The sequence below is a fragment of the Chryseobacterium sp. 1B4 genome (assembly GCF_036631475.1).
Taxonomy (GTDB): Bacteria; Bacteroidota; Bacteroidia; order Flavobacteriales; family Weeksellaceae; genus Chryseobacterium.
The window spans coordinates 134,841-151,331 of sequence record NZ_JAPNUF010000006.1 but is presented as its reverse complement, the minus strand read 5'-3'; the positions used below and the strand labels follow the sequence as shown (position 1 = coordinate 151,331).

General features: G+C 36.5%; 22 protein-coding genes and 2 pseudogenes. 9 read left to right on the top strand and 15 right to left on the bottom strand.

Translation table 11 applies throughout. The features are described 5' to 3' along the window. The first annotated feature begins 188 nt into the window (after positions 1 to 188). Positions 189 to 1,217, top strand: coding sequence for a L,D-transpeptidase (locus tag OWR28_RS06560; protein ID WP_332385974.1), 1,029 nt, complete (start codon positions 189 to 191; stop codon positions 1,215 to 1,217). On the opposite strand, the gene OWR28_RS06555 is transcribed toward OWR28_RS06560, so the two are convergent. The 4 genes and pseudogenes from OWR28_RS06555 to OWR28_RS06540 all read right to left on the bottom strand — a co-directional run bounded on the left by OWR28_RS06555 (position 1,210) and on the right by OWR28_RS06540 (position 3,816). Then, positions 1,210 to 1,737, bottom strand: coding sequence for a hypothetical protein (locus OWR28_RS06555; protein ID WP_233332734.1), 528 nt, complete (start codon positions 1,735 to 1,737; stop codon positions 1,210 to 1,212). The two genes, OWR28_RS06560 and OWR28_RS06555, sit on opposite strands and share 8 nt — an antisense overlap. Before the next feature lie 4 nt (positions 1,738 to 1,741). Next, on the bottom strand, positions 1,742 to 2,272 hold the full coding sequence (locus OWR28_RS06550) for a PDZ domain-containing protein (protein ID WP_332385973.1): 531 nt from the start codon (positions 2,270 to 2,272) through the stop codon (positions 1,742 to 1,744). A 182-nt stretch (positions 2,273 to 2,454) separates the two neighbouring features. Next, positions 2,455 to 3,060 carry a retropepsin-like aspartic protease gene (locus tag OWR28_RS06545; RefSeq protein ID WP_332385972.1) on the bottom strand — a complete coding sequence of 202 codons (606 nt, stop codon included), beginning with the start codon at positions 3,058 to 3,060 and terminating at the stop codon, positions 2,455 to 2,457. A 119-nt stretch (positions 3,061 to 3,179) separates the two neighbouring features. Continuing rightward, positions 3,180 to 3,816 (bottom strand): annotated as a pseudogene (locus tag OWR28_RS06540) (alpha/beta hydrolase). A 245-nt stretch (positions 3,817 to 4,061) separates the two neighbouring features. Here OWR28_RS06540 and OWR28_RS06535 point away from each other — a divergent pair. Next, positions 4,062 to 4,493: a hypothetical protein gene (locus OWR28_RS06535; protein ID WP_332385971.1), complete on the top strand. Its 432-nt coding sequence runs from the start codon at positions 4,062 to 4,064 to the stop codon at positions 4,491 to 4,493. Between the two features lie 46 nt (positions 4,494 to 4,539). Here OWR28_RS06535 and OWR28_RS06530 read toward each other — a convergent pair whose 3' ends face one another. The 6 genes from OWR28_RS06530 to OWR28_RS06505 are packed head-to-tail and all read right to left on the bottom strand — an operon-like array spanning position 4,540 to position 7,153. Further along, positions 4,540 to 4,671 (bottom strand): LuxR C-terminal-related transcriptional regulator, encoded by a 132-nt coding sequence (locus OWR28_RS06530; RefSeq protein WP_332385970.1) that lies wholly within the window; start codon positions 4,669 to 4,671, stop codon positions 4,540 to 4,542. Next, entirely contained in the window at positions 4,668 to 5,174 is a 507-nt protein-coding gene (locus OWR28_RS06525) for a response regulator transcription factor (protein WP_332385969.1), read from the bottom strand. The genes OWR28_RS06530 and OWR28_RS06525 overlap by 4 nt, the downstream gene beginning before the upstream one ends. Further along, on the bottom strand, positions 5,164 to 5,712 hold the full coding sequence (locus tag OWR28_RS06520; RefSeq protein ID WP_332385968.1) for an ATP-binding protein: 549 nt from the start codon (positions 5,710 to 5,712) through the stop codon (positions 5,164 to 5,166). The genes OWR28_RS06525 and OWR28_RS06520 overlap by 11 nt, the downstream gene beginning before the upstream one ends. Then, positions 5,697 to 6,038: a hypothetical protein gene (locus tag OWR28_RS06515; RefSeq protein WP_332385967.1), complete on the bottom strand. Its 342-nt coding sequence runs from the start codon at positions 6,036 to 6,038 to the stop codon at positions 5,697 to 5,699. The genes OWR28_RS06520 and OWR28_RS06515 overlap by 16 nt, the downstream gene beginning before the upstream one ends. Before the next feature lie 45 nt (positions 6,039 to 6,083). Continuing rightward, complete coding sequence (locus tag OWR28_RS06510) at positions 6,084 to 6,881, bottom strand: hypothetical protein (RefSeq protein ID WP_332385966.1); 798 nt, start codon at positions 6,879 to 6,881, stop codon at positions 6,084 to 6,086. After that, positions 6,863 to 7,153, bottom strand: coding sequence for a hypothetical protein (locus OWR28_RS06505; protein WP_332385965.1), 291 nt, complete (start codon positions 7,151 to 7,153; stop codon positions 6,863 to 6,865). Before OWR28_RS06505 ends, OWR28_RS06510 begins: the two co-directional genes overlap by 19 nt. A 180-nt stretch (positions 7,154 to 7,333) precedes the next feature. Here OWR28_RS06505 and OWR28_RS06500 point away from each other — a divergent pair, with 180 nt between their 5' ends. Then, entirely contained in the window at positions 7,334 to 7,840 is a 507-nt protein-coding gene (locus tag OWR28_RS06500) for an outer membrane beta-barrel protein (protein WP_332385964.1), read from the top strand. A 193-nt stretch (positions 7,841 to 8,033) separates the two neighbouring features. Here OWR28_RS06500 and tyrS read toward each other — a convergent pair whose 3' ends face one another. Beyond that, complete coding sequence (gene tyrS / locus OWR28_RS06495; RefSeq protein WP_332385963.1) at positions 8,034 to 9,329, bottom strand: tyrosine--tRNA ligase; 1,296 nt, start codon at positions 9,327 to 9,329, stop codon at positions 8,034 to 8,036. A gap of 250 nt (positions 9,330 to 9,579) precedes the next feature. On the opposite strand from tyrS, the pseudogene OWR28_RS06490 reads away from it, so the two are divergent. Next, positions 9,580 to 10,138 (top strand): annotated as a pseudogene (locus OWR28_RS06490) (RNA polymerase sigma factor). Between the two features lie 93 nt (positions 10,139 to 10,231). Here OWR28_RS06490 and OWR28_RS06485 read toward each other — a convergent pair. After that, on the bottom strand, positions 10,232 to 10,615 hold the full coding sequence (locus OWR28_RS06485) for a hypothetical protein (protein ID WP_332385962.1): 384 nt from the start codon (positions 10,613 to 10,615) through the stop codon (positions 10,232 to 10,234). A 41-nt stretch (positions 10,616 to 10,656) separates the two neighbouring features. Beyond that, entirely contained in the window at positions 10,657 to 10,863 is a 207-nt protein-coding gene (locus tag OWR28_RS06480; RefSeq protein ID WP_332385961.1) for a hypothetical protein, read from the bottom strand. 115 nt (positions 10,864 to 10,978) lie between these two features. Between OWR28_RS06480 and lipA the strand changes: the two genes are divergently transcribed. After that, complete coding sequence (gene lipA / locus OWR28_RS06475; RefSeq protein ID WP_076596790.1) at positions 10,979 to 11,845, top strand: lipoyl synthase; 867 nt, start codon at positions 10,979 to 10,981, stop codon at positions 11,843 to 11,845. A 252-nt stretch (positions 11,846 to 12,097) separates the two neighbouring features. Here the strand turns inward: lipA and OWR28_RS06470 are convergent, their stop codons facing one another. Further along, entirely contained in the window at positions 12,098 to 12,997 is a 900-nt protein-coding gene (locus tag OWR28_RS06470; protein ID WP_332385960.1) for an AraC family transcriptional regulator, read from the bottom strand. Between the two features lie 173 nt (positions 12,998 to 13,170). Between OWR28_RS06470 and OWR28_RS06465 the strand changes: the two genes are divergently transcribed. Together OWR28_RS06465 and OWR28_RS26875 are read left to right on the top strand one after the other, a co-directional pair. Next, entirely contained in the window at positions 13,171 to 13,956 is a 786-nt protein-coding gene (locus tag OWR28_RS06465) for an MFS transporter (protein ID WP_494168438.1), read from the top strand. 39 nt (positions 13,957 to 13,995) lie between these two features. Continuing rightward, positions 13,996 to 14,370, top strand: coding sequence for a hypothetical protein (locus OWR28_RS26875; protein ID WP_494168437.1), 375 nt, complete (start codon positions 13,996 to 13,998; stop codon positions 14,368 to 14,370). A 76-nt stretch (positions 14,371 to 14,446) separates the two neighbouring features. Here OWR28_RS26875 and OWR28_RS06460 read toward each other — a convergent pair whose 3' ends face one another. Beyond that, positions 14,447 to 14,827, bottom strand: a complete 381-nt coding sequence (locus tag OWR28_RS06460) for a SpoIIAA family protein (protein WP_002981039.1) — start codon at positions 14,825 to 14,827, stop codon at positions 14,447 to 14,449. A gap of 114 nt (positions 14,828 to 14,941) precedes the next feature. Here OWR28_RS06460 and OWR28_RS06455 point away from each other — a divergent pair, with 114 nt between their 5' ends. Beyond that, entirely contained in the window at positions 14,942 to 15,910 is a 969-nt protein-coding gene (locus OWR28_RS06455; RefSeq protein ID WP_332385959.1) for an FAD-dependent oxidoreductase, read from the top strand. Beyond that, a complete protein-coding gene (locus OWR28_RS06450; protein WP_332386340.1) occupies positions 15,895 to 16,146 on the top strand; it encodes an FAD-dependent oxidoreductase in 252 nt (83 codons plus the stop codon). The genes OWR28_RS06455 and OWR28_RS06450 overlap by 16 nt, the downstream gene beginning before the upstream one ends. The last annotated feature ends 345 nt before the right edge of the window (positions 16,147 to 16,491 follow it).

Genomic DNA, 16,491 nt, shown 5'->3' with positions numbered 1-16,491 from the left:
TAATAAAAACGGAACTTTAGAATGGTAAGTATTAAAGAACAGAAAGATGAATAATATTCTATTAAATGTCTGAAATTACCGTTTTTTTACGGTATTTTTAACAATCTCTTTTATGATTCAATTTTAGGTCTGATATTTGTACTGGGTAGCCAAACTAAACGGCCGATTTATTTATGAAAAACATATCTGTGAAAAAATCCTTTCTTTATGCATGTTTATGCGCTGTTTTCCTTGTTTCATGTAAAAAAGAAATAGAAAAAATAAGCGATACTTTTAAAGATACTGTTTCTGCTTCGGAAACGCCGGAGGCAGAAAAAGATTCTGTAAAGAAAGATTCTGTTCCCGTGGTAAAGAAAGAATCTGTTCCTCCTGTAATGCAGGAAAATGGGTTCTATAATGCTTTTGTTCTTCCAAAAGATAAAAAAATGCGTGATTCTGTGTATGCAGAATTCAGCAAGAAATATAGTGTAGAAGAACGAACCGCTATTTTAGCTTTAAACAGATTAGATTCTAAAAGCAAATGGAATGCTGATACCTTGGTAGTTCCTGCCAAAATAGATACAACTCTGATGGCCTATTCACCATTTCCTATGCAGCTTGATGTATTAAGCGGGGTGAAAAAGTTTGTCATCTTCTCATATCCTATACAAGCTTTTGCAGTTTATTCTAACGGAAGTCTTGTAAAATGGGGACCTACCAGTATGGGTAAAAAAGCTGCTCAGACCACAAGAGGGCTTACTTTCGCCAACTGGAAGAAGAAACTGGCTATTTCTACAGTGAGCACCGAATGGAAACTTCCTTATAACTTCAATATTCATAATATCGGAGGAATTGGATGGCATGAATATACCCTTCCCGGATATCCTGCTTCACATTCCTGCTTGCGATTACTGAGGAAAGATGCCCAATGGCTGTATTCTTATGCTGATACCTGGATTTTGAATCCCGGCGGAGCTACTACCAAAGCAAAAGGTACAGCAGTAATGGTATTCGGAGATTATAAATGGGGCGGAAGAAAACCATGGAGAAATCTGCTGGATGATCCTAATGCCAATAATATATCTGTTGAAGAACTTACAAAACTTCTGGAACCTGAAGTTCCGAAAATGCTGAAAGAGCAAAGCAACAGAGAAAAAGTAGTGGATTCTATCAAAGCAGCAAAAGCGATGGCGGTACCCATTCAGAATGAAAAACCTGTGGAATCTCAGTCTAATTAATTTTCTTTTCAAACTGTAAAGTAGATTCTTCAGCAAACCTTCGCAGCTTAAGCATCTCATCTTTACCTTTATGCTGCCCGAATCTCGCAGCGATATAAGTAAGAAGAATAAAAAACAACATAACAAAAGAAGCGCTCAATGCCCATGGGTATTCGGCGCTTTTTATTTGTTTCTCCACGTAATACATGGTGAAAAAAGTCATCCAGAAAATAGAAAAAGAAAAGTACAGGAACATAAAAAATGTCCACACCGCAGAACTAGGCCCGAATATTCCACGTATTACGGTATGCTCATCCTCAATTTCTACACGTAAGGCAAGCCGTGGTTTCCAATAACTGTCGTCCTTTGTTGTGACCCAGATCGTGGCAACTTCTTTATTGATATTACCGGAAAATTCATCTTTATGCTCTTCCATATATTTTTTCAGGTTTTCAGCATACTCTTCCTTGGTGAGGTGAGTAAACATTTTAAATCTTGGCCTGGTCCTTATTCTGTCTAAGGTGGTTTCTTCAGTTTTCATACTTTTATTCTTGATAAGGAATTGGGTCTTCAAGCATGAAGCGGAATGTCAGTTCTTCATTTTTTCTTTGGACAACTATAGTGATATTTCGTCCCTCATTAGACTTCATAAGTTCTACCATTGTTTCCAGAGTCATATTTGAAGTTCTGGATCCGTTTATGCTGATAATTTTATCTCCTTTTTGAAGTCCTGCCTTAAATGCAGGAGAATCTTTTCTCACTCCCGCAATTGAAAAGATGGGTTTTAGACTGAATTTATATTGAAAAGAATCATTATAGATTACATTAACTACAGAAACTGACTTTTCTGTTTCAATTTTTACTCTGTCTTGTTCCCATTCTAGTCCTTCTTGTTTAAAATCAAGTCCGCTCATATTAAAATGAAAAGGATCATCAAAATTTCTGTTTTTCTTCAGATATAGTTTTTTATTAGGGTAATCAAAAATAACCGTAAAACGACGCATAATTTCTCCGCCTACAGACCCTTTTCTGTTTTCTACTAAATTGACGTGCTGGATAGAAAATTCATCCGGCATAGCGGTAAGCGGCTTTTCAAATTTAAAATCTCCAAGATAAAAATTATGAATACGGCTTCTTTTTCCATAAATATCTCCGTTGAAACCACGGCCAAGGAAATCATCAATATTAGGTCTGTTATAGACGAAATTTTTAATAAGCGTAGGGAAAAGCCATATGGCATCACTGTTTCCAAGGTCAATCAGTAATTTTGAATCTTTTTTTCATTCGTCATTTCTACACCGGCGTATAAATAAGGCTTATCCTTTTCAATTGTAATTGGGAATTCTTCAAACCTTTTGATTTTCTTTTTTAAAAGATCAGCACTTTCATACACCGTTATTTTCCTGGATGCATAATCTATATAGATAGGATGGTCTTTGAAAAAATGATAGCCGATTACTCCATTTACAGGAATTCCTACGTGAGGCGAAATATTAAATTCTTCATCAATGATAATATAGAGAGACATAGAAGTATTCACAATCTTATCTCCTATTTTGCCCATATTACGCTCGGATTTTAAACCATCAATACTTACACTGCCTCCAAGGCCGGAAAATTTAACTTTTTCAACATTGCTCAGTTTGAGTTCCTTATTTTCCAGGCTAAAAAGAATGGCTTCTGAGACTCCCGTATCCAGCAGAAAGGTAAGTTCCGCACCGTTGACAGTAATGGGAATAAAGATAAGGTTGTTGATAAACTTAAAAGGAATAACTGCTTTTTTAGTATTGATCAGCTCAAAAGAGTTTTGGGCATTTACAAAAATGCATAGAAATAATCCCAGTAAAAGCAATTTAAATTTCATTTACTGAATTTAGTAAATTTATCCATATGATAATAAAAAAACATTCCAAAACTGGAATGTTTATATAGACTACAATAAAGTGCTGTTTTTTGTTGAATTTATTTTAAAATTCATTTTCTTTATTTGGAAAAGAAATCCATAAGATCCATATAATTTTTCTGATTCACGCCATGTCCGCTCATATATTCTCTGAAAGAGAAATAACAGCTAAGATCATAAAGGAGGTCTGCAGCCTTTCTTCCCCATTCCAATGGAATCACAGCGTCATCAGTACCATGCGAAATAAAGAAACGGAGCCCTTCCAGTTTCTTTATCTTTTACAATACCGTCAAGAATTTTATCCTCGGGATAGCTGCTCAGGCAGGCAACGCGGTTGAAAAGTTCAGGATGTTGTAAGGCTAAAGCATAACATAATATACCTCCCTGGCTGAAGCCGCACAGATGGGCTTTGCTTTCCATCAGCCCATAATGGTTGATGATTTTTAGTATGCTTTCCAGAACTGCATTGAGTGACTCTTTTGCCTGGGAAACATTGATAAAGTTTTCAGGATCATTAAAATTGATGTCATACCAAGAATATCCTTCAAATTGAGTATCATGCGGAGCTCTGAAACTGACAATAATCCAGTCAGAGGGAAGCGTTTCCCTGAAACTGAAAAGATCCTGCTCATTACTGCCGTAGCCATGAAGCATAAAAAGAATAGGGGTGTTGGATGTAATATTTTCCGGCTCTCTTACTAGATAATCTAAATTCATACAGCAAATATAATTAAATTACATGCAGGATCTTAACTTTTATTATTCATACAATGAACTTCAGCCGCAGGATGATTTATGTATAATGATTGATTCTTTGTGCTGTATTTTTGAATTTTTCCGGTTATTTTTCTTTTTATTGATTTGATATTATTTGGAAATCTTTATTGGAAATTTTTCATAAAAATTATTTTTATATTAATAAAAAACTTATATTTGAAACATTAAAAAATCTATTTGGAGAAATGAAGCAATTTTACAATTCAAAAAGTTTACTTAGACTTTCTTTTTTATTCGTTTTATTATTTTCTGTAATCACCGTTGTCAGTTCTTGTAAAAAAGATGATGATGAGGAGTTTAAAGATCATGTGGTTCAGTTTGAAGTGAAAACAACTGCAGGAGGAGATATTATAAGCGTTGTAACCCAGGTAGGTACAACTCAGAATACGATTTACAATACTCCGCAGACACCGGTAAATTCACCCTGGACAAGTGGAGAATTCTTTGTGAACTCCAGCCAGGCACAGCTGAATCTTGATGCCAATGCTTCAATGCCGGATGATAATTCTGAATTGACAATCACCCTGTATATTGATGGAGAAGTGGCAAGAACAGTGAAGAAGAAAGGTAAAGGTGTATTGGTTGCTTCAATCGATTACAGCTTCCTGGAACCATAAAATTTACTTTAACATTATATAAAAAGACCGCTTTAAGCGGTCTTTTTTATTCTTCAATCAGCCGTTGTATAGCCCGGCTGATCAATTCTGTAGAGTTCTTGGCATGGAATTTCTGAAGCAGGTTCTTACGGTGGGTATCTACAGTAAGAGGGCTTAAAAACAGTTCTTCAGCAATCATATTACTGGTTTTTCCCTGTGCCACCATCTGTAGAATTTGTTTTTCCCTTTAGTCAGTCTGGGAACAGGCAGATCATTCTGGGAAAGGCGGCTGATGATCTGTTTGGTTTCATTACAGAAAACAATGTCACCCGAAAGTGCTCCTCTGATGCATATCACAAGCTCATCAATAGAAGTATTTTTGAGAAGATAACCACTTGCCCCGTTTTGAATAGACTGCATAATAATACTCCTTTCTGAGCGGTTACTGAACATAATGACCGAAGTATTAGGGGATATTTTTTTTATTTCTCTGCAGAGTTCCGTGCCATTGCCATCGGGTAGAGTAATATCCAGGAGAATAATATCCACCATTTGTGACCGGATAAAGTCAAGTGTTTCTGCTCCGCTTGTAAAGCTTCCTGCTACATTAAAAAAAGGCTGGCTTTTGAGCATCATTCTGAGTCCTTCAATGACGATAGGGTGATCGTCTACGATGATAATACTTATTTTTTCATTCTCCATTGATGTTGAGTTCTATATTAATTGTTGTTCCCTGATCATCGGAATTGATTTCCATTTTTCCTCTAAGGTAATTAACTCTGTTTTTCAGGTTGCGGAGGCCCATACTTTGGGTAGTGTTTTTTATATTCTTATCAAATCCTTTCCCGTTATCTTCAATGGTAATCAGGAATTTTTCGCCGGATTGCGAGCATTGAAGTAAAATACTGCTGGCTTCAGCATGCTTTACGGCATTGGCCAATAATTCCTGTACAATCCGGTAAATATTAAGCTGGATGTTTAAAGGTAATGTTTTATTAATGTCAATAGCCTGGAAATCAATTTCAAGGTTTTTTCTGCTGTAGAACTCACAAAGGTCATGGATTGCCGTTTCCAAACCAAAATTAAGCAATGATTCAGGCATTAAATTTCTTGCTACATGCCTGAGTTCACTGACAGAGTTATCCAGCTGCTCCAGAATCTTATAAAACTCCTGATCTTTTTCAGGATGCAGGTGATTGGAGGACCAGGTAGAAAAATTGATCTTTACACCGGCCAGCATGCCGCCCAGGCCATCGTGAAGATCCCTTGCAATACGTTCTCTTTCCCTTTCTTCACCATCAAGAATTGCTTTGGTAAGCGAGAGCTCTTCTTTTGTTTAATATCTTCTATTTTCTGCTGAAGGTTGATTTCTTTCTGTTCAGACAGGTTTTTGTTTTTTCTGTAAATGATGAACAGGAAGATCAGAAGACTCAAAAAAGAAGCAGAACAAGGCTCAGTAGCCACAGATAAGAATTTTTCTGATTCACTTCCATCTGCTTTTGATTCTTTTCCGCATTCAGGAAAGCTATTTTTTCTCCTTTTCAGAGGTATTGAACCTGGTTTCAAGTTTATTGATCTCCAGCTTTACATTTTCAGCATTCAGGCTGTCATTTAATGTTGAATATTTTTTTCCCATGATAAAGCCTCATCGAGATTTCCCATAATTTCATTGATGCTTGAAAGATGACTGTAAATGGTTTTCCGGTTGTTAAGATCCCGTGCAAGCGTTTTTTCTGCCAGAATTTCTTCTAATAGATTCTTGGCTTCGGCATATCTTTTCAGCTTTTTGAAAATGTCATATTTATGAAAATAAAACATCTGCATCTGCAGTTTCTGATGAAATTTTTTAGCATAAAATAATCCTTTTTCAATAGTCTGCAGGGCTTCTTCATGTTGCTGAATACCAATGAAATATAATACTCTGTTATAATAATAGAAAGTATTTGACGAAGAATCGGGATAAGAACGAACCATATTTCCTGCCTTATCCAGAAATTGTTTTCCCATACTGCATTTTGCCTGATAACAATAATTACTGCTTGTATTAAGATAGGCATAGAATAGCTCAGTAGAGTTGGGCTCTTTCCTTTCAAGAATCTGAAGTGCTTTTTCATTGTATCTTCCTGCTTTTTCAAACTCAGCATTATAGGTAAACATCAGCGCAAGCTGGGCATAGAGAAATCCCAATATTTTGCCTTCACCGTACTGTTCAGCAGTGGGGATACTCTTTTCAATCATAGTTTTAATCAGAAAAGGATATCCTTCTTTATTTTTCTGTAAAATGCCATAATTATACCAGCACAGAGCCCTGTACATAGCCGGTTTCTGGCCTTTAAGTTTTGATAATGCCGTAATAGCTTTCTGAAATAATGCTGATGCCTTTTCATTGTTCAGATCCTGTTCGTACACCCCTTCGTAATAATAATAAATAGCTTCGGTGAAGGGATCTTTTCCCTAAGTTTTTTACCGTTTTCCAGGTACTTTTTGCTTACGGTGGTATCTGTGATTTTATAATAGCTGGATAATAAAAAGTAAGCATTGGCCTTAGAGGTGTTATCGGATGTGTTATTCACAGAAATCTTCAGGCTGTCAATATATTTCTTTTCATTAAGCGGAAACAATCCCTGGGCCTGTAATGTAAAGTGGATTAAAAGATAGAGAAGACAGAATAATCTCTTCATTGTTTTGATTTTCAGTGTTTGGTAGGATAGTTTTTTATTAAATGTGAAGATAATTAAAAATTCGGGACAGGAAAATACCTAAAAATCAGTAGAAAAAAATACGTTTTTTTAAGGGTTGTATCCTGTTATGCTGCCCTATAGTTTTGCAGGCAGACAATAACAAAAAATAAACTATTAAGAATGAAAAAGAGAATCGTTATGCTGGGAATGATCTTACTTTTCGGAAGTATGCATGCACAGAGAATACAGAAAGGAGAAGCACAGATCAATGTGGATATAGGAGTAGCAAACGGATGGGGGCTGCCTGTTTCTGTAGGGGTAGATTACGCCATACACAATGATATTACAGTAGGAATTGAAGGGAGCTATGCTACTGAAAATTATTCAGGAGATGTTAAGGGAAGTTGGTTTGGCGTAGGAGCCAATGGTAACTATCATTTTAATACCTTACTTAAAATTCCGAACAAATGGGATGTATATGCAGGAGCTACCCTGACCTACAATTCATTTTCCTATAAATATAACGGATCAGATTTCGATTATTTTGATGGCAAGTCTTCAGGAGTAGGTTTTGCAGGGCAAATCGGAGGCAGGTATTTCTTTACCCAAAACCTTGCAGTGCATGTAGAACTGGGTGGAGGAACGATAGCTTCAGGAGGAAAGGCAGGACTTACCTATAAATTTTAATAAACCGGACAATACAATTATTTTCAATATCAATCAGTTTTTTCATAGCTCTTATACGATGTCAGCAATGACAGTAAGTTTTAAAAATGGTAGCTTTTCAACTGAGCCGTGAAGTTCTTTCACGGCTTTTGTATAGACTGTAAACAAAAAAGACTGTGTAAAACAGTCTTTTTTTATATAATGAAATCTTTATTTATTGAGCTTTTACAATAAAGTAACTTTTCTTACCTTTTTGTAATAATAAGAATTTACCATCAATAAGATCTGTTTCATTGGCTGTAAAAGTATCATTTACTTTTTGTTTGTTTACAGAGATGGCGTTTCCTTTAATCTCTCTTTGTGCCTCACTCTTAGATTTCAAGAACCCTGATTTTTCAGAAAGAAGATCAACAATACTTACTCCCAAAACATCTGCTTTTGCAATTTCTTTTTGAGGAACCCCGTCAAAAACCTCAAGGAATGTTTCCTCATCAAGGCTTACCAGATCTTCAGCAGTAGAACGTCCGAAAAGAATTTCAGAAGCTTTCAATGCTTTTTCATATTCCTCTCTTCCATGTACCCAAACCGTTACTTCTTCCGCAAGTTTCTTCTGTAACTTTCTTTCGTGTGGAGCTGTTTTGTGCTCTTCAATTAAAGCTTCAATTTCTTCTTTTCCTAAGAAAGTGTAGAACTTGATGAATCTTTCAGCATCTTCATCAGTGGCGTTCAGCCAGAACTGGTAGAATTTATAAGGAGATGTTTTCTTTTTATCCAGCCAGTAGTTTTCTCCGCTCTCAGACTTTCCGAATTTGGAACCGTCGGCTTTTGTGATCAAAGGAACCGTTAATGCAAATGCTTCACCCTGCGCTTTTCTACGGATAAGTTCTGTTCCTGTCGTGATATTTCCCCACTGGTCAGAACCTCCCATCTGCAGCTTAACATTGTTGTTCTGGTACAGGTGAAGGAAATCATATCCCTGGATGAGCTGGTAGGTGAACTCTGTAAAACTCATTCCGTCTGCACCGCCTTCTCCTGAGAATCTTTTCTTTACAGAATCTTTAGCCATCATATAATTGACGGTGATATTTTTTCCGATATTTTTAGCAAAATCAAGGAAAGAAATATTCTTCATCCAGTCGTAGTTGTTAACCAGCTCAGCTTTGTTTGGTTGGTTTCCTTCAAAATTTAAAAATTTTGAAAGCTGGTTTTTTAAACAGTCAACATAATGTAAAAGGGTTTCCTCATCCAGAAGATTTCTCTCTGCTGATTTTCCTGATGGATCCCCAATCATTCCCGTAGCGCCTCCTACCAAAGCAATAGGCTTATGGCCGTGCTGCTGGAAGTGCGCTAAGATTTTTATCTGGATAAGACTTCCGATATGTAAAGAATCGGCAGTAGGATCAAAACCAATATATGCAGTAGTTACCTCTTTATTCAGTTGTTCATCGGTTCCTGGCATCATATCGGCAAACAGACCACGCCATTTCAGTTCTTCTATAAAGGAATTCATTGATTTTTAACTTTAAAATTTTAAGATGCAAAGATAATAAATTCAGAAGTATTAAGGGTAAAAAAGCGAAAAGACAAAAAGGAGGAACGGTAAAATTGTGAAGCGGTTTTTATAGCTGTAGTTGAACAATCTTGATATTATGCTGATAAATGACTAATCTGCCGCTTTGCCATTTTGCTATTTTGCCTTTTTACCATTTTACCTTTCCTATCCTTTGTTTTTCGTTCCAAATAATCTATATTTGTTAGTAATGAACGACGAACAGCTATTCCTGCTCATCCAGAAGGCCAAAGATAAAGACCAGAAGGCCCAGACGAAACTCATTAATATTTTTTGGGTGGACGTTTTCTCATTTGTTATGAAGAAAGTGAGAGATGAAAATGATGCTGATGAAATTACCGTCAATGTTTTCTCAAAAGTGCTTTCAAAACTGGATATGTTTGATCCTCATTTTCAGTTTAAAACCTGGGTGCTGACCATTGCCCAGAATACCGTAATTGATTTCTGGAGAAAAAGAACCGTGACACCGAAGATGCCGTGGAAAATCTCGATGAGGTCAAAAACCAATACGCAAAATCTCCGGAAGAACTTCTGATCTCTGAAGAAGAGCAAAAAAAATCATCAAAACCATAGAATCCCTGGATGCCAATTATCAGGATATTATCAAATTGAGGTTTTTTGAAGAAAAAAGTATCAAGGAAATTGCTGAAGAACTGGGTATCTCAGTAGCCAATACAAAAGTACGGGTAATGCGCGCTAAAAAAGTCTTAGCCGAATTGTTGAAGAATAATGAGTTTGACGATAATTAAATATCAGAAAAGTCAATTCTGTTCAATAGGAACGGGCTTTAGCCCGTTCACTAAAATATAAATTCAACAGAGGCTTTAGCCAAAACTTATTACTTAGAAATACACTTCTTCTTTTGTTTTCGGAAGAACTATCTTTTGCTGTTTTTCCTGGTTTCTATTCTGCAGATTGATCTTTATTCCTTTTTTAATATAGGTTTCTTTTAAAGACTTCCCATAGTCAGCCGTGTTTTCTACTTCTTTTGAAAAGTTCAGCTGTCCTGTTGAAAGGTTGAAATCAATATCCTTCCAGTAATCTCCCGGTCTTCCTGAGGTAGAAGATATTCCTATTAATTCAAAATGTCCGTTCTGAAATCTGTATTTGTCCGTTACATCCCATTTCCAGCTGCTTCCTCCATTCTGTGAAATGATCAGAATTCCCTTTTCAATTTTGGTTTCTCCATAAGGATCACCCATCATACCTCCTGCACGGCTTTCCATCCCTGCATTTCTTGATTTCTCCAGGATCGTCCATTTTCCGTTTACTTTTTCAGAATCTGAATTTCACGGATGTTTCCCATATCTGTAGTGTCCTTTGTATTGTAAACAATTACTTTTTCAGGAATTTTGTCACCATCAAGATCGCCGTCTGCTGTTTCAATAACCGTAGATCCTGCCGTCTGCAGTTGTTCCTGAGCAAAACAGAATGTCCCACACACCACGAATAAAAGAAGGAATATTGTTCTCATAAGAATATTTTGGAGCCATAAATATACAAATGAATTTCGGATGATCAGTTTCATCAATATTTCCGGTTGATGGTTTCCATTAAAAAATCCTTAACTTTGAACTTCAATTTTAGAAATGGAAAATTCAGTTCAAGACACTACCGTTCAAAAACCAAAATGGATCCGCGTAAAACTTCCTACCGGAAAGAATTACAGAGAGCTGAGAACTTTGGTTGATAAATATAAATTAAATACCATTTGCCAAAGCGGAAGCTGCCCGAACATGGGAGAATGCTGGGGTGAAGGTACGGCTACTTTCATGATTTTAGGAAATATCTGTACCAGAAGCTGTGGTTTCTGTGGTGTAAAAACAGGTAAACCGCTCGATGTTAACTGGGATGAGCCTGAAAAAGTAGCAAGATCCATCAAATTAATGAAGATCAAACATGCCGTTCTTACATCTGTAGACCGTGATGATCTGAAAGATATGGGATCTATTCTTTGGGGAGAAACAGTAAATGCGGTCAGAAGAATTTCTCCGGGAACAACAATGGAAACCCTGATTCCGGATTTCCAGGGAATTACAAAACATCTTGACAGATTAGTAGATGTAGCTCCTGAAGTGATCTCCCACAATATGGAAACAGTAAAACGTCTTACCAGAGAAGTGAGAATCCAGGCAAAATATGAAAGAAGCCTTGAAGTATTAAGATATCTGAAAGAAGCCGGGCAAAGGAGAACAAAAACAGGAGTAATGCTTGGATTAGGCGAAACCAAAGATGAGGTTTTCCAGACTATCGAAGATATCAGAAATGCCAATGTAGATGTAATTACACTGGGTCAATATCTGCAACCGACTAAAAAACATCTTCCTGTAAAAAAATTCATTACTCCGGAAGAATTTGATGAGTTCGGAGATTTTGCAAGAAGCTTAGGGTTCAGACACGTTGAAAGCTCTCCTCTTGTAAGAAGTTCTTACCACGCAGAAAAACATATTCATTAAAATATAAACCGTTCAGCAATGAGCGGTTTTGTTTTTCAGGTGGCAGGTGGTGGGTTGCAGATTGCAGATTATGGATGATAGGGATTAGGGAATTAGGATCGGCAATCCTTATAATAACGGCATCCATTATTCCCCTCCTTTGGAGGGGTGGCAAAAATTTAAAGAATTTGACGGGGTGGTCAAGTACATATCAACAGAAGCGGACTTTAGTCCGCTCTAAACTATTACATCATCAATCGGCTTTAGCCAAACCTACTTATTACAAACCGTTTCCCTCGTAATAGGAGCAATTTTTCCATTGATCTCAATAGGTCTGAAATGCTTTTTCTTAAATTCAGAAGGAGTTTCTCCTGTATGCTGCTTGAATAATTTATTAAAATAAGAAAGACTCTCAAAACCTACCTGAAAACAGACTTCTGTTACAGACTGATCCTTCAGCAGAAATATTTTAGCCTGATTGATTCTGTAATTGTTGACAAAATCTGTAAATGTCATATTGGTCTGCTTTTTAAAATAACGGCAGAAAGCCGGTGTGCTCAGACTCACAATTTCTGCAATTTCATTCACATTAGGTTTCGTGTCGTAGTTTTCGTGAATATAATCGTAGATGGTCCCCATTCTGATTTTATCGTTCAGAAACCATTTGATTCTGGTATCTTCTTTATTAAGTTCTTTGACTTCCGTTGAATCTGCAAGAATCTGTAAAATTTCTATTAGTCCCATCAAAGACTCAAAAGAGTTTTTATCTTTAATGATCTGCAGCTTTTCAATAACTGTATTCTTGGTTTCTCCGGAGAATGACAGTCCGAGATAGGAACGTTCTAAAAGCACTTTAATATTTTCAAATTCAGGAACAGGAAGAATGACATCCTGAAGAAAGCTTTCCCGCATCTGTACGACCAGCTGTTTGCATTCGGTCTGAATACCGTAATCAAAATTAAGATGGGGAACATTGGAGCCTATCAGCAGAAGATCACTGTCTGTAAAACCTGAAATATTTTTCCCAACATGCCGGATGCCATTCACTGCTTCTACATATACCAGTTCAATTTCCGGATGATAATGCCAGAAAAAACAGTTTTTCAGGGAAGGGGCAAACAGTTTGAATGATTTCCCTTTTTCAAATTCAATAATTTCTTTCTGGATTTTCATCTTGTTCTGTTTTGATTGTTTCTGAATTTAAAATTAAATAAAAAGGTTAATATGGAGCAAATTTTTATCATTTAAAGAGAAGTGAATTTCAAAATTTCTTTCGAATTTTGCACTTTCAAAACAGAAATGATCAAATGATTAAGAAAAATTAATTCAGAAAAGATTTAGATACGATGAAGATTGATAAAAGAATAATACCACTGGCTATCGGTGGTTTGGGAATAGGAACTACGGAATTTACGGTAATGGGACTGTTGCCGGATATAGCAAAAACATTACAGATTACAATACCGCAGGCCGGTCATTTAATTTCTGCTTATGCCATGGGGGTGGTTATCGGAGCTCCAATTCTGATTGGGTATTCTGTAAAATTTCCACCTAAAAAAGTACTGATGGCCTTTATGATCCTTTTTACGCTGTTTAACGCTCTTTCTGCAATTGCTCCGGGATATAACAGTATGCTGGTCATCCGTTTTATGTCCGGACTGCCTCACGGGGCGTTCTTCGGCGTAGGAACGGTGGTTGCTTCAAGAATGGCCGGAAAAGGAAAAGAAGCGTTTTATATATCCATGATGTTTACCGGGCTTACGGTTGCCAATCTCGCAATGGTTCCTCTGGTTACTTATATTGGACATACCTTCCATTGGAGACTGTACTTTGCGATCGTAGCAGTGATTGGCCTTTTTGCCATTTTATTTTTAAAACTGTGGCTTCCGAATCTGGAATCCAACCAGAATACTCATTTCATGGAAGAACTGAAGTTCCTTAAAAATAAACAGTCATGGTTGGTGCTTACTATTACAGCAATCGGATTTGGAGGACTTTTTACATGGTTAAGTTATATTACCCCTAATGACCATTGTTGCCGGAATCAAAAGCAGCCAGATGGCCTATGTAATGGTTCTTGCCGGAGCCGGTATGGTGGTAGGAAATCTTGTGGGAGGAGTTGTTTCAGATAAATTAGGTCCTGAAAAACCTGTGTACTCCTGATCTTCCTGATGATGATTTCTCTTGGAGGTGTTTTCTTTCTTGCAGAATATAAAAATATTGCTCTGGTACTGACATTTATGTGCGGTGCTTTATCGATGTCTATTGCATCACCCATCAATATTATGATGATGAAAGCAGCCCCGAAAAGTGAAATGATGGCCGCTGCTTTTATGCAGGCCGGTTTTAATATTGCGAATGCAATGGGAGCTTTCCTGGGAGGAATTCCTTTAGAATATGGGTATTCATTCAATTATCCTTCACTGGTGGGAGTGGGGATGACCTTTATTGGTCTGGTTGTAAGTATAAGATATATGTATCTGTACGGGGCTCAGACCCAAAATAAAGAGGAAACTGCTGCTGAATGTGTTTCCTGTGATCAATAAGCGTACGGTTATTATAACTGCAAATAAAAAAAGAACCTGTTTCAGAGAGAAACAGGTTCTTTTGTATAAAATAAGTTTATGCCTCTACTTCATCTCCGTTTTTGCACCAATAGAGGGCATTGTATAAATTTTCTTTGGGGAAAGACTTAAACTCTCCCGGCATCAGAACGCTGAAGATACTGGTAAAATTACGTATTCCTTCTTTATCCGTAACAATGGCCGAACGATTCCAGTTGGTAAGATTTTTCAGTCCCAGCAGCAAATCTTCAAGCCACGCACCCATGGTAAAATTATCCAGATCGGTATCCAAATACAATAAATAATTCAGCTCACCGAACTGCTCTACCTTTTCTTTTACGCGCGGAATTACCAGTTTTTCAAAATCCTCTTTTGTTACTTCTCCCGTTGCATTGAATGCCGCAACATTCTCCGGGGCTTCTGGAATAATTGTTATCATAATAAATATTTTATGGTGGTTCAGTTTAAAAGAATAACAATAATTACACCATAATTTAGTAGAAAATTGTTAAAAAAGGTATAAATGTTGTTAGTTTCAGTGTAAAATATTAATATGGATCTCAAATCAAATGAACCTTTCTGGCTTTTAAAAAACGGACTGTTAGCATCTTATCCTTCATTAAAATCAGATGAATCATATGATGTTCTCATTGTAGGAGGTGGTATTACAGGAAGCCTGATCGCTCATCAGATGATAGAAGACGGATATGATACTATCCTTATTGATAAGCGGGAAATATGTAACGGAAGCACTTCTGCCACCACTTCAATGTTGCAGTACGAAATAGATGTTCCGCTCTATGAACTGATAGAACAGATTGGTAAAAAAGGAGCTGTTTTAAGCTATAAAGCCTGTAGTGACGCTATTGAAATAATAGAAAAGCTGGCAAAACTCATAAGGTCTGATGCAGGTTTCAAACGCAAGAAGTCACTATATTATGCTTCGAAAAAGAAAGATGTAGCATGGCTGAAAAAAGAATTTGAGGCGAGAAAAAATGCAGGATTTGAAGTGAAATGGCTCTCTGAAGATCAGATTTTGGAACAATTCGGATTTGAAAATACTTACGGCGGGATATTATCTAAACAAGGAGCAAGTATCGATGCTTTTCAGTTTGCACATGAGCTTTTTCAGCATAATGTAAAGAAAGGGTTGAAAATATTTGATAAGACCGAAATGGTAGAAGTAGAGGAGCATAAAGGGTTTAATCTCGTTACGGTAGACAGCGGATATCAGATCAAAGCTAAAAAGATTATTTACTGTATAGGCTACGAAAGTAAAAACCTGCTGCAGGAAAACTTTGTTACCCTGAAAAGTACTTATGCTGTCGTTTCGGAAATTGATAAAAGCAAGTTTAAAAATATCAGCAGTACATTAGTCTGGAATACCGATTCTCCTTATCTCTATATGCGTACGACTGATGACGGAAGGCTTTTGATGGGAGGTGAAGATGAAGACTTTTATAATGCAGAACAACGTGATGCTATTTTAAATGAAAAAGAAAAAAGATCATCAAAACATTAAAGAAAATAAAACCGGATTACCACTTTTATCCTGATTTTGTATGGGCAGGGACTTTTGGAGAAACAAAAGATGGATTACCTTATATCAGTGAGCATAAAAAATTTAAAAATTCTTATTTTGTCCTGGGCTTCGGAGGAAACGGAATTACTTTTTCCGTAACGGGAATGGAAATGGCTTCTTTATTTATGAAGAACAAAAAGCACCCGTTATCAAGATATTTTAAGTTTGGAAGATGATCTTTTTACCACAAAAGTCACAAATTTTTTAAACACATTAATAAGCTTTAGAAGATATCCTTGCGCCTAATAAGTTCACATAAGTTTTTAAAATCTTTGATTTTATAACTGCAAATATTAACAGTAATCATCTGTGAAAACCTGTGAAATCTGTGGGGAAAAACTGACCACAAAAGTCACAAAAGATTTTGAATCTTTTATATATTTTAAGCTTTAGGTTTGTGAACGCCTCATGTAAAAAGGTTACTTAGATTCCTTCGGAATGACATACTGTATGGATAAATCATTATTTCAATGGTGTCATTCCACAGGAATCTAAGCTAAATTAATATCACTTTGTCAAAA

Coding starts and splice junctions, on each gene's coding strand:
- OWR28_RS06555 (WP_233332734.1), bottom strand. CDS start 1,737: ATGAAAACTGAAGAAACCACCTTAGACAGAATAAGGACCAGGCCAAGA.
- OWR28_RS06550 (WP_332385973.1), bottom strand. CDS start 2,272: ATGCCGGATGAATTTTCTATCCAGCACGTCAATTTAGTAGAAAACAGA.
- OWR28_RS06545 (WP_332385972.1), bottom strand. CDS start 3,060: ATGAAATTTAAATTGCTTTTACTGGGATTATTTCTATGCATTTTTGTA.
- OWR28_RS06535 (WP_332385971.1), top strand. CDS start 4,062: ATGAAGCAATTTTACAATTCAAAAAGTTTACTTAGACTTTCTTTTTTA.
- OWR28_RS06530 (WP_332385970.1), bottom strand. CDS start 4,671: ATGATTGCTGAAGAACTGTTTTTAAGCCCTCTTACTGTAGATACCCAC.
- OWR28_RS06525 (WP_332385969.1), bottom strand. CDS start 5,174: ATGGAGAATGAAAAAATAAGTATTATCATCGTAGACGATCACCCTATC.
- OWR28_RS06520 (WP_332385968.1), bottom strand. CDS start 5,712: ATGCTGGCCGGTGTAAAGATCAATTTTTCTACCTGGTCCTCCAATCAC.
- OWR28_RS06505 (WP_332385965.1), bottom strand. CDS start 7,153: ATGAAGAGATTATTCTGTCTTCTCTATCTTTTAATCCACTTTACATTA.
- OWR28_RS06500 (WP_332385964.1), top strand. CDS start 7,334: ATGAAAAAGAGAATCGTTATGCTGGGAATGATCTTACTTTTCGGAAGT.
- tyrS (WP_332385963.1), bottom strand. CDS start 9,329: ATGAATTCCTTTATAGAAGAACTGAAATGGCGTGGTCTGTTTGCCGAT.
- OWR28_RS06485 (WP_332385962.1), bottom strand. CDS start 10,615: ATGGAAAGCCGTGCAGGAGGTATGATGGGTGATCCTTATGGAGAAACC.
- OWR28_RS06480 (WP_332385961.1), bottom strand. CDS start 10,863: ATGAGAACAATATTCCTTCTTTTATTCGTGGTGTGTGGGACATTCTGT.
- lipA (WP_076596790.1), top strand. CDS start 10,979: ATGGAAAATTCAGTTCAAGACACTACCGTTCAAAAACCAAAATGGATC.
- OWR28_RS06470 (WP_332385960.1), bottom strand. CDS start 12,997: ATGAAAATCCAGAAAGAAATTATTGAATTTGAAAAAGGGAAATCATTC.
- OWR28_RS06465 (WP_494168438.1), top strand. CDS start 13,171: ATGAAGATTGATAAAAGAATAATACCACTGGCTATCGGTGGTTTGGGA.
- OWR28_RS26875 (WP_494168437.1), top strand. CDS start 13,996: ATGATGATTTCTCTTGGAGGTGTTTTCTTTCTTGCAGAATATAAAAAT.
- OWR28_RS06460 (WP_002981039.1), bottom strand. CDS start 14,827: ATGATAACAATTATTCCAGAAGCCCCGGAGAATGTTGCGGCATTCAAT.
- OWR28_RS06455 (WP_332385959.1), top strand. CDS start 14,942: ATGGATCTCAAATCAAATGAACCTTTCTGGCTTTTAAAAAACGGACTG.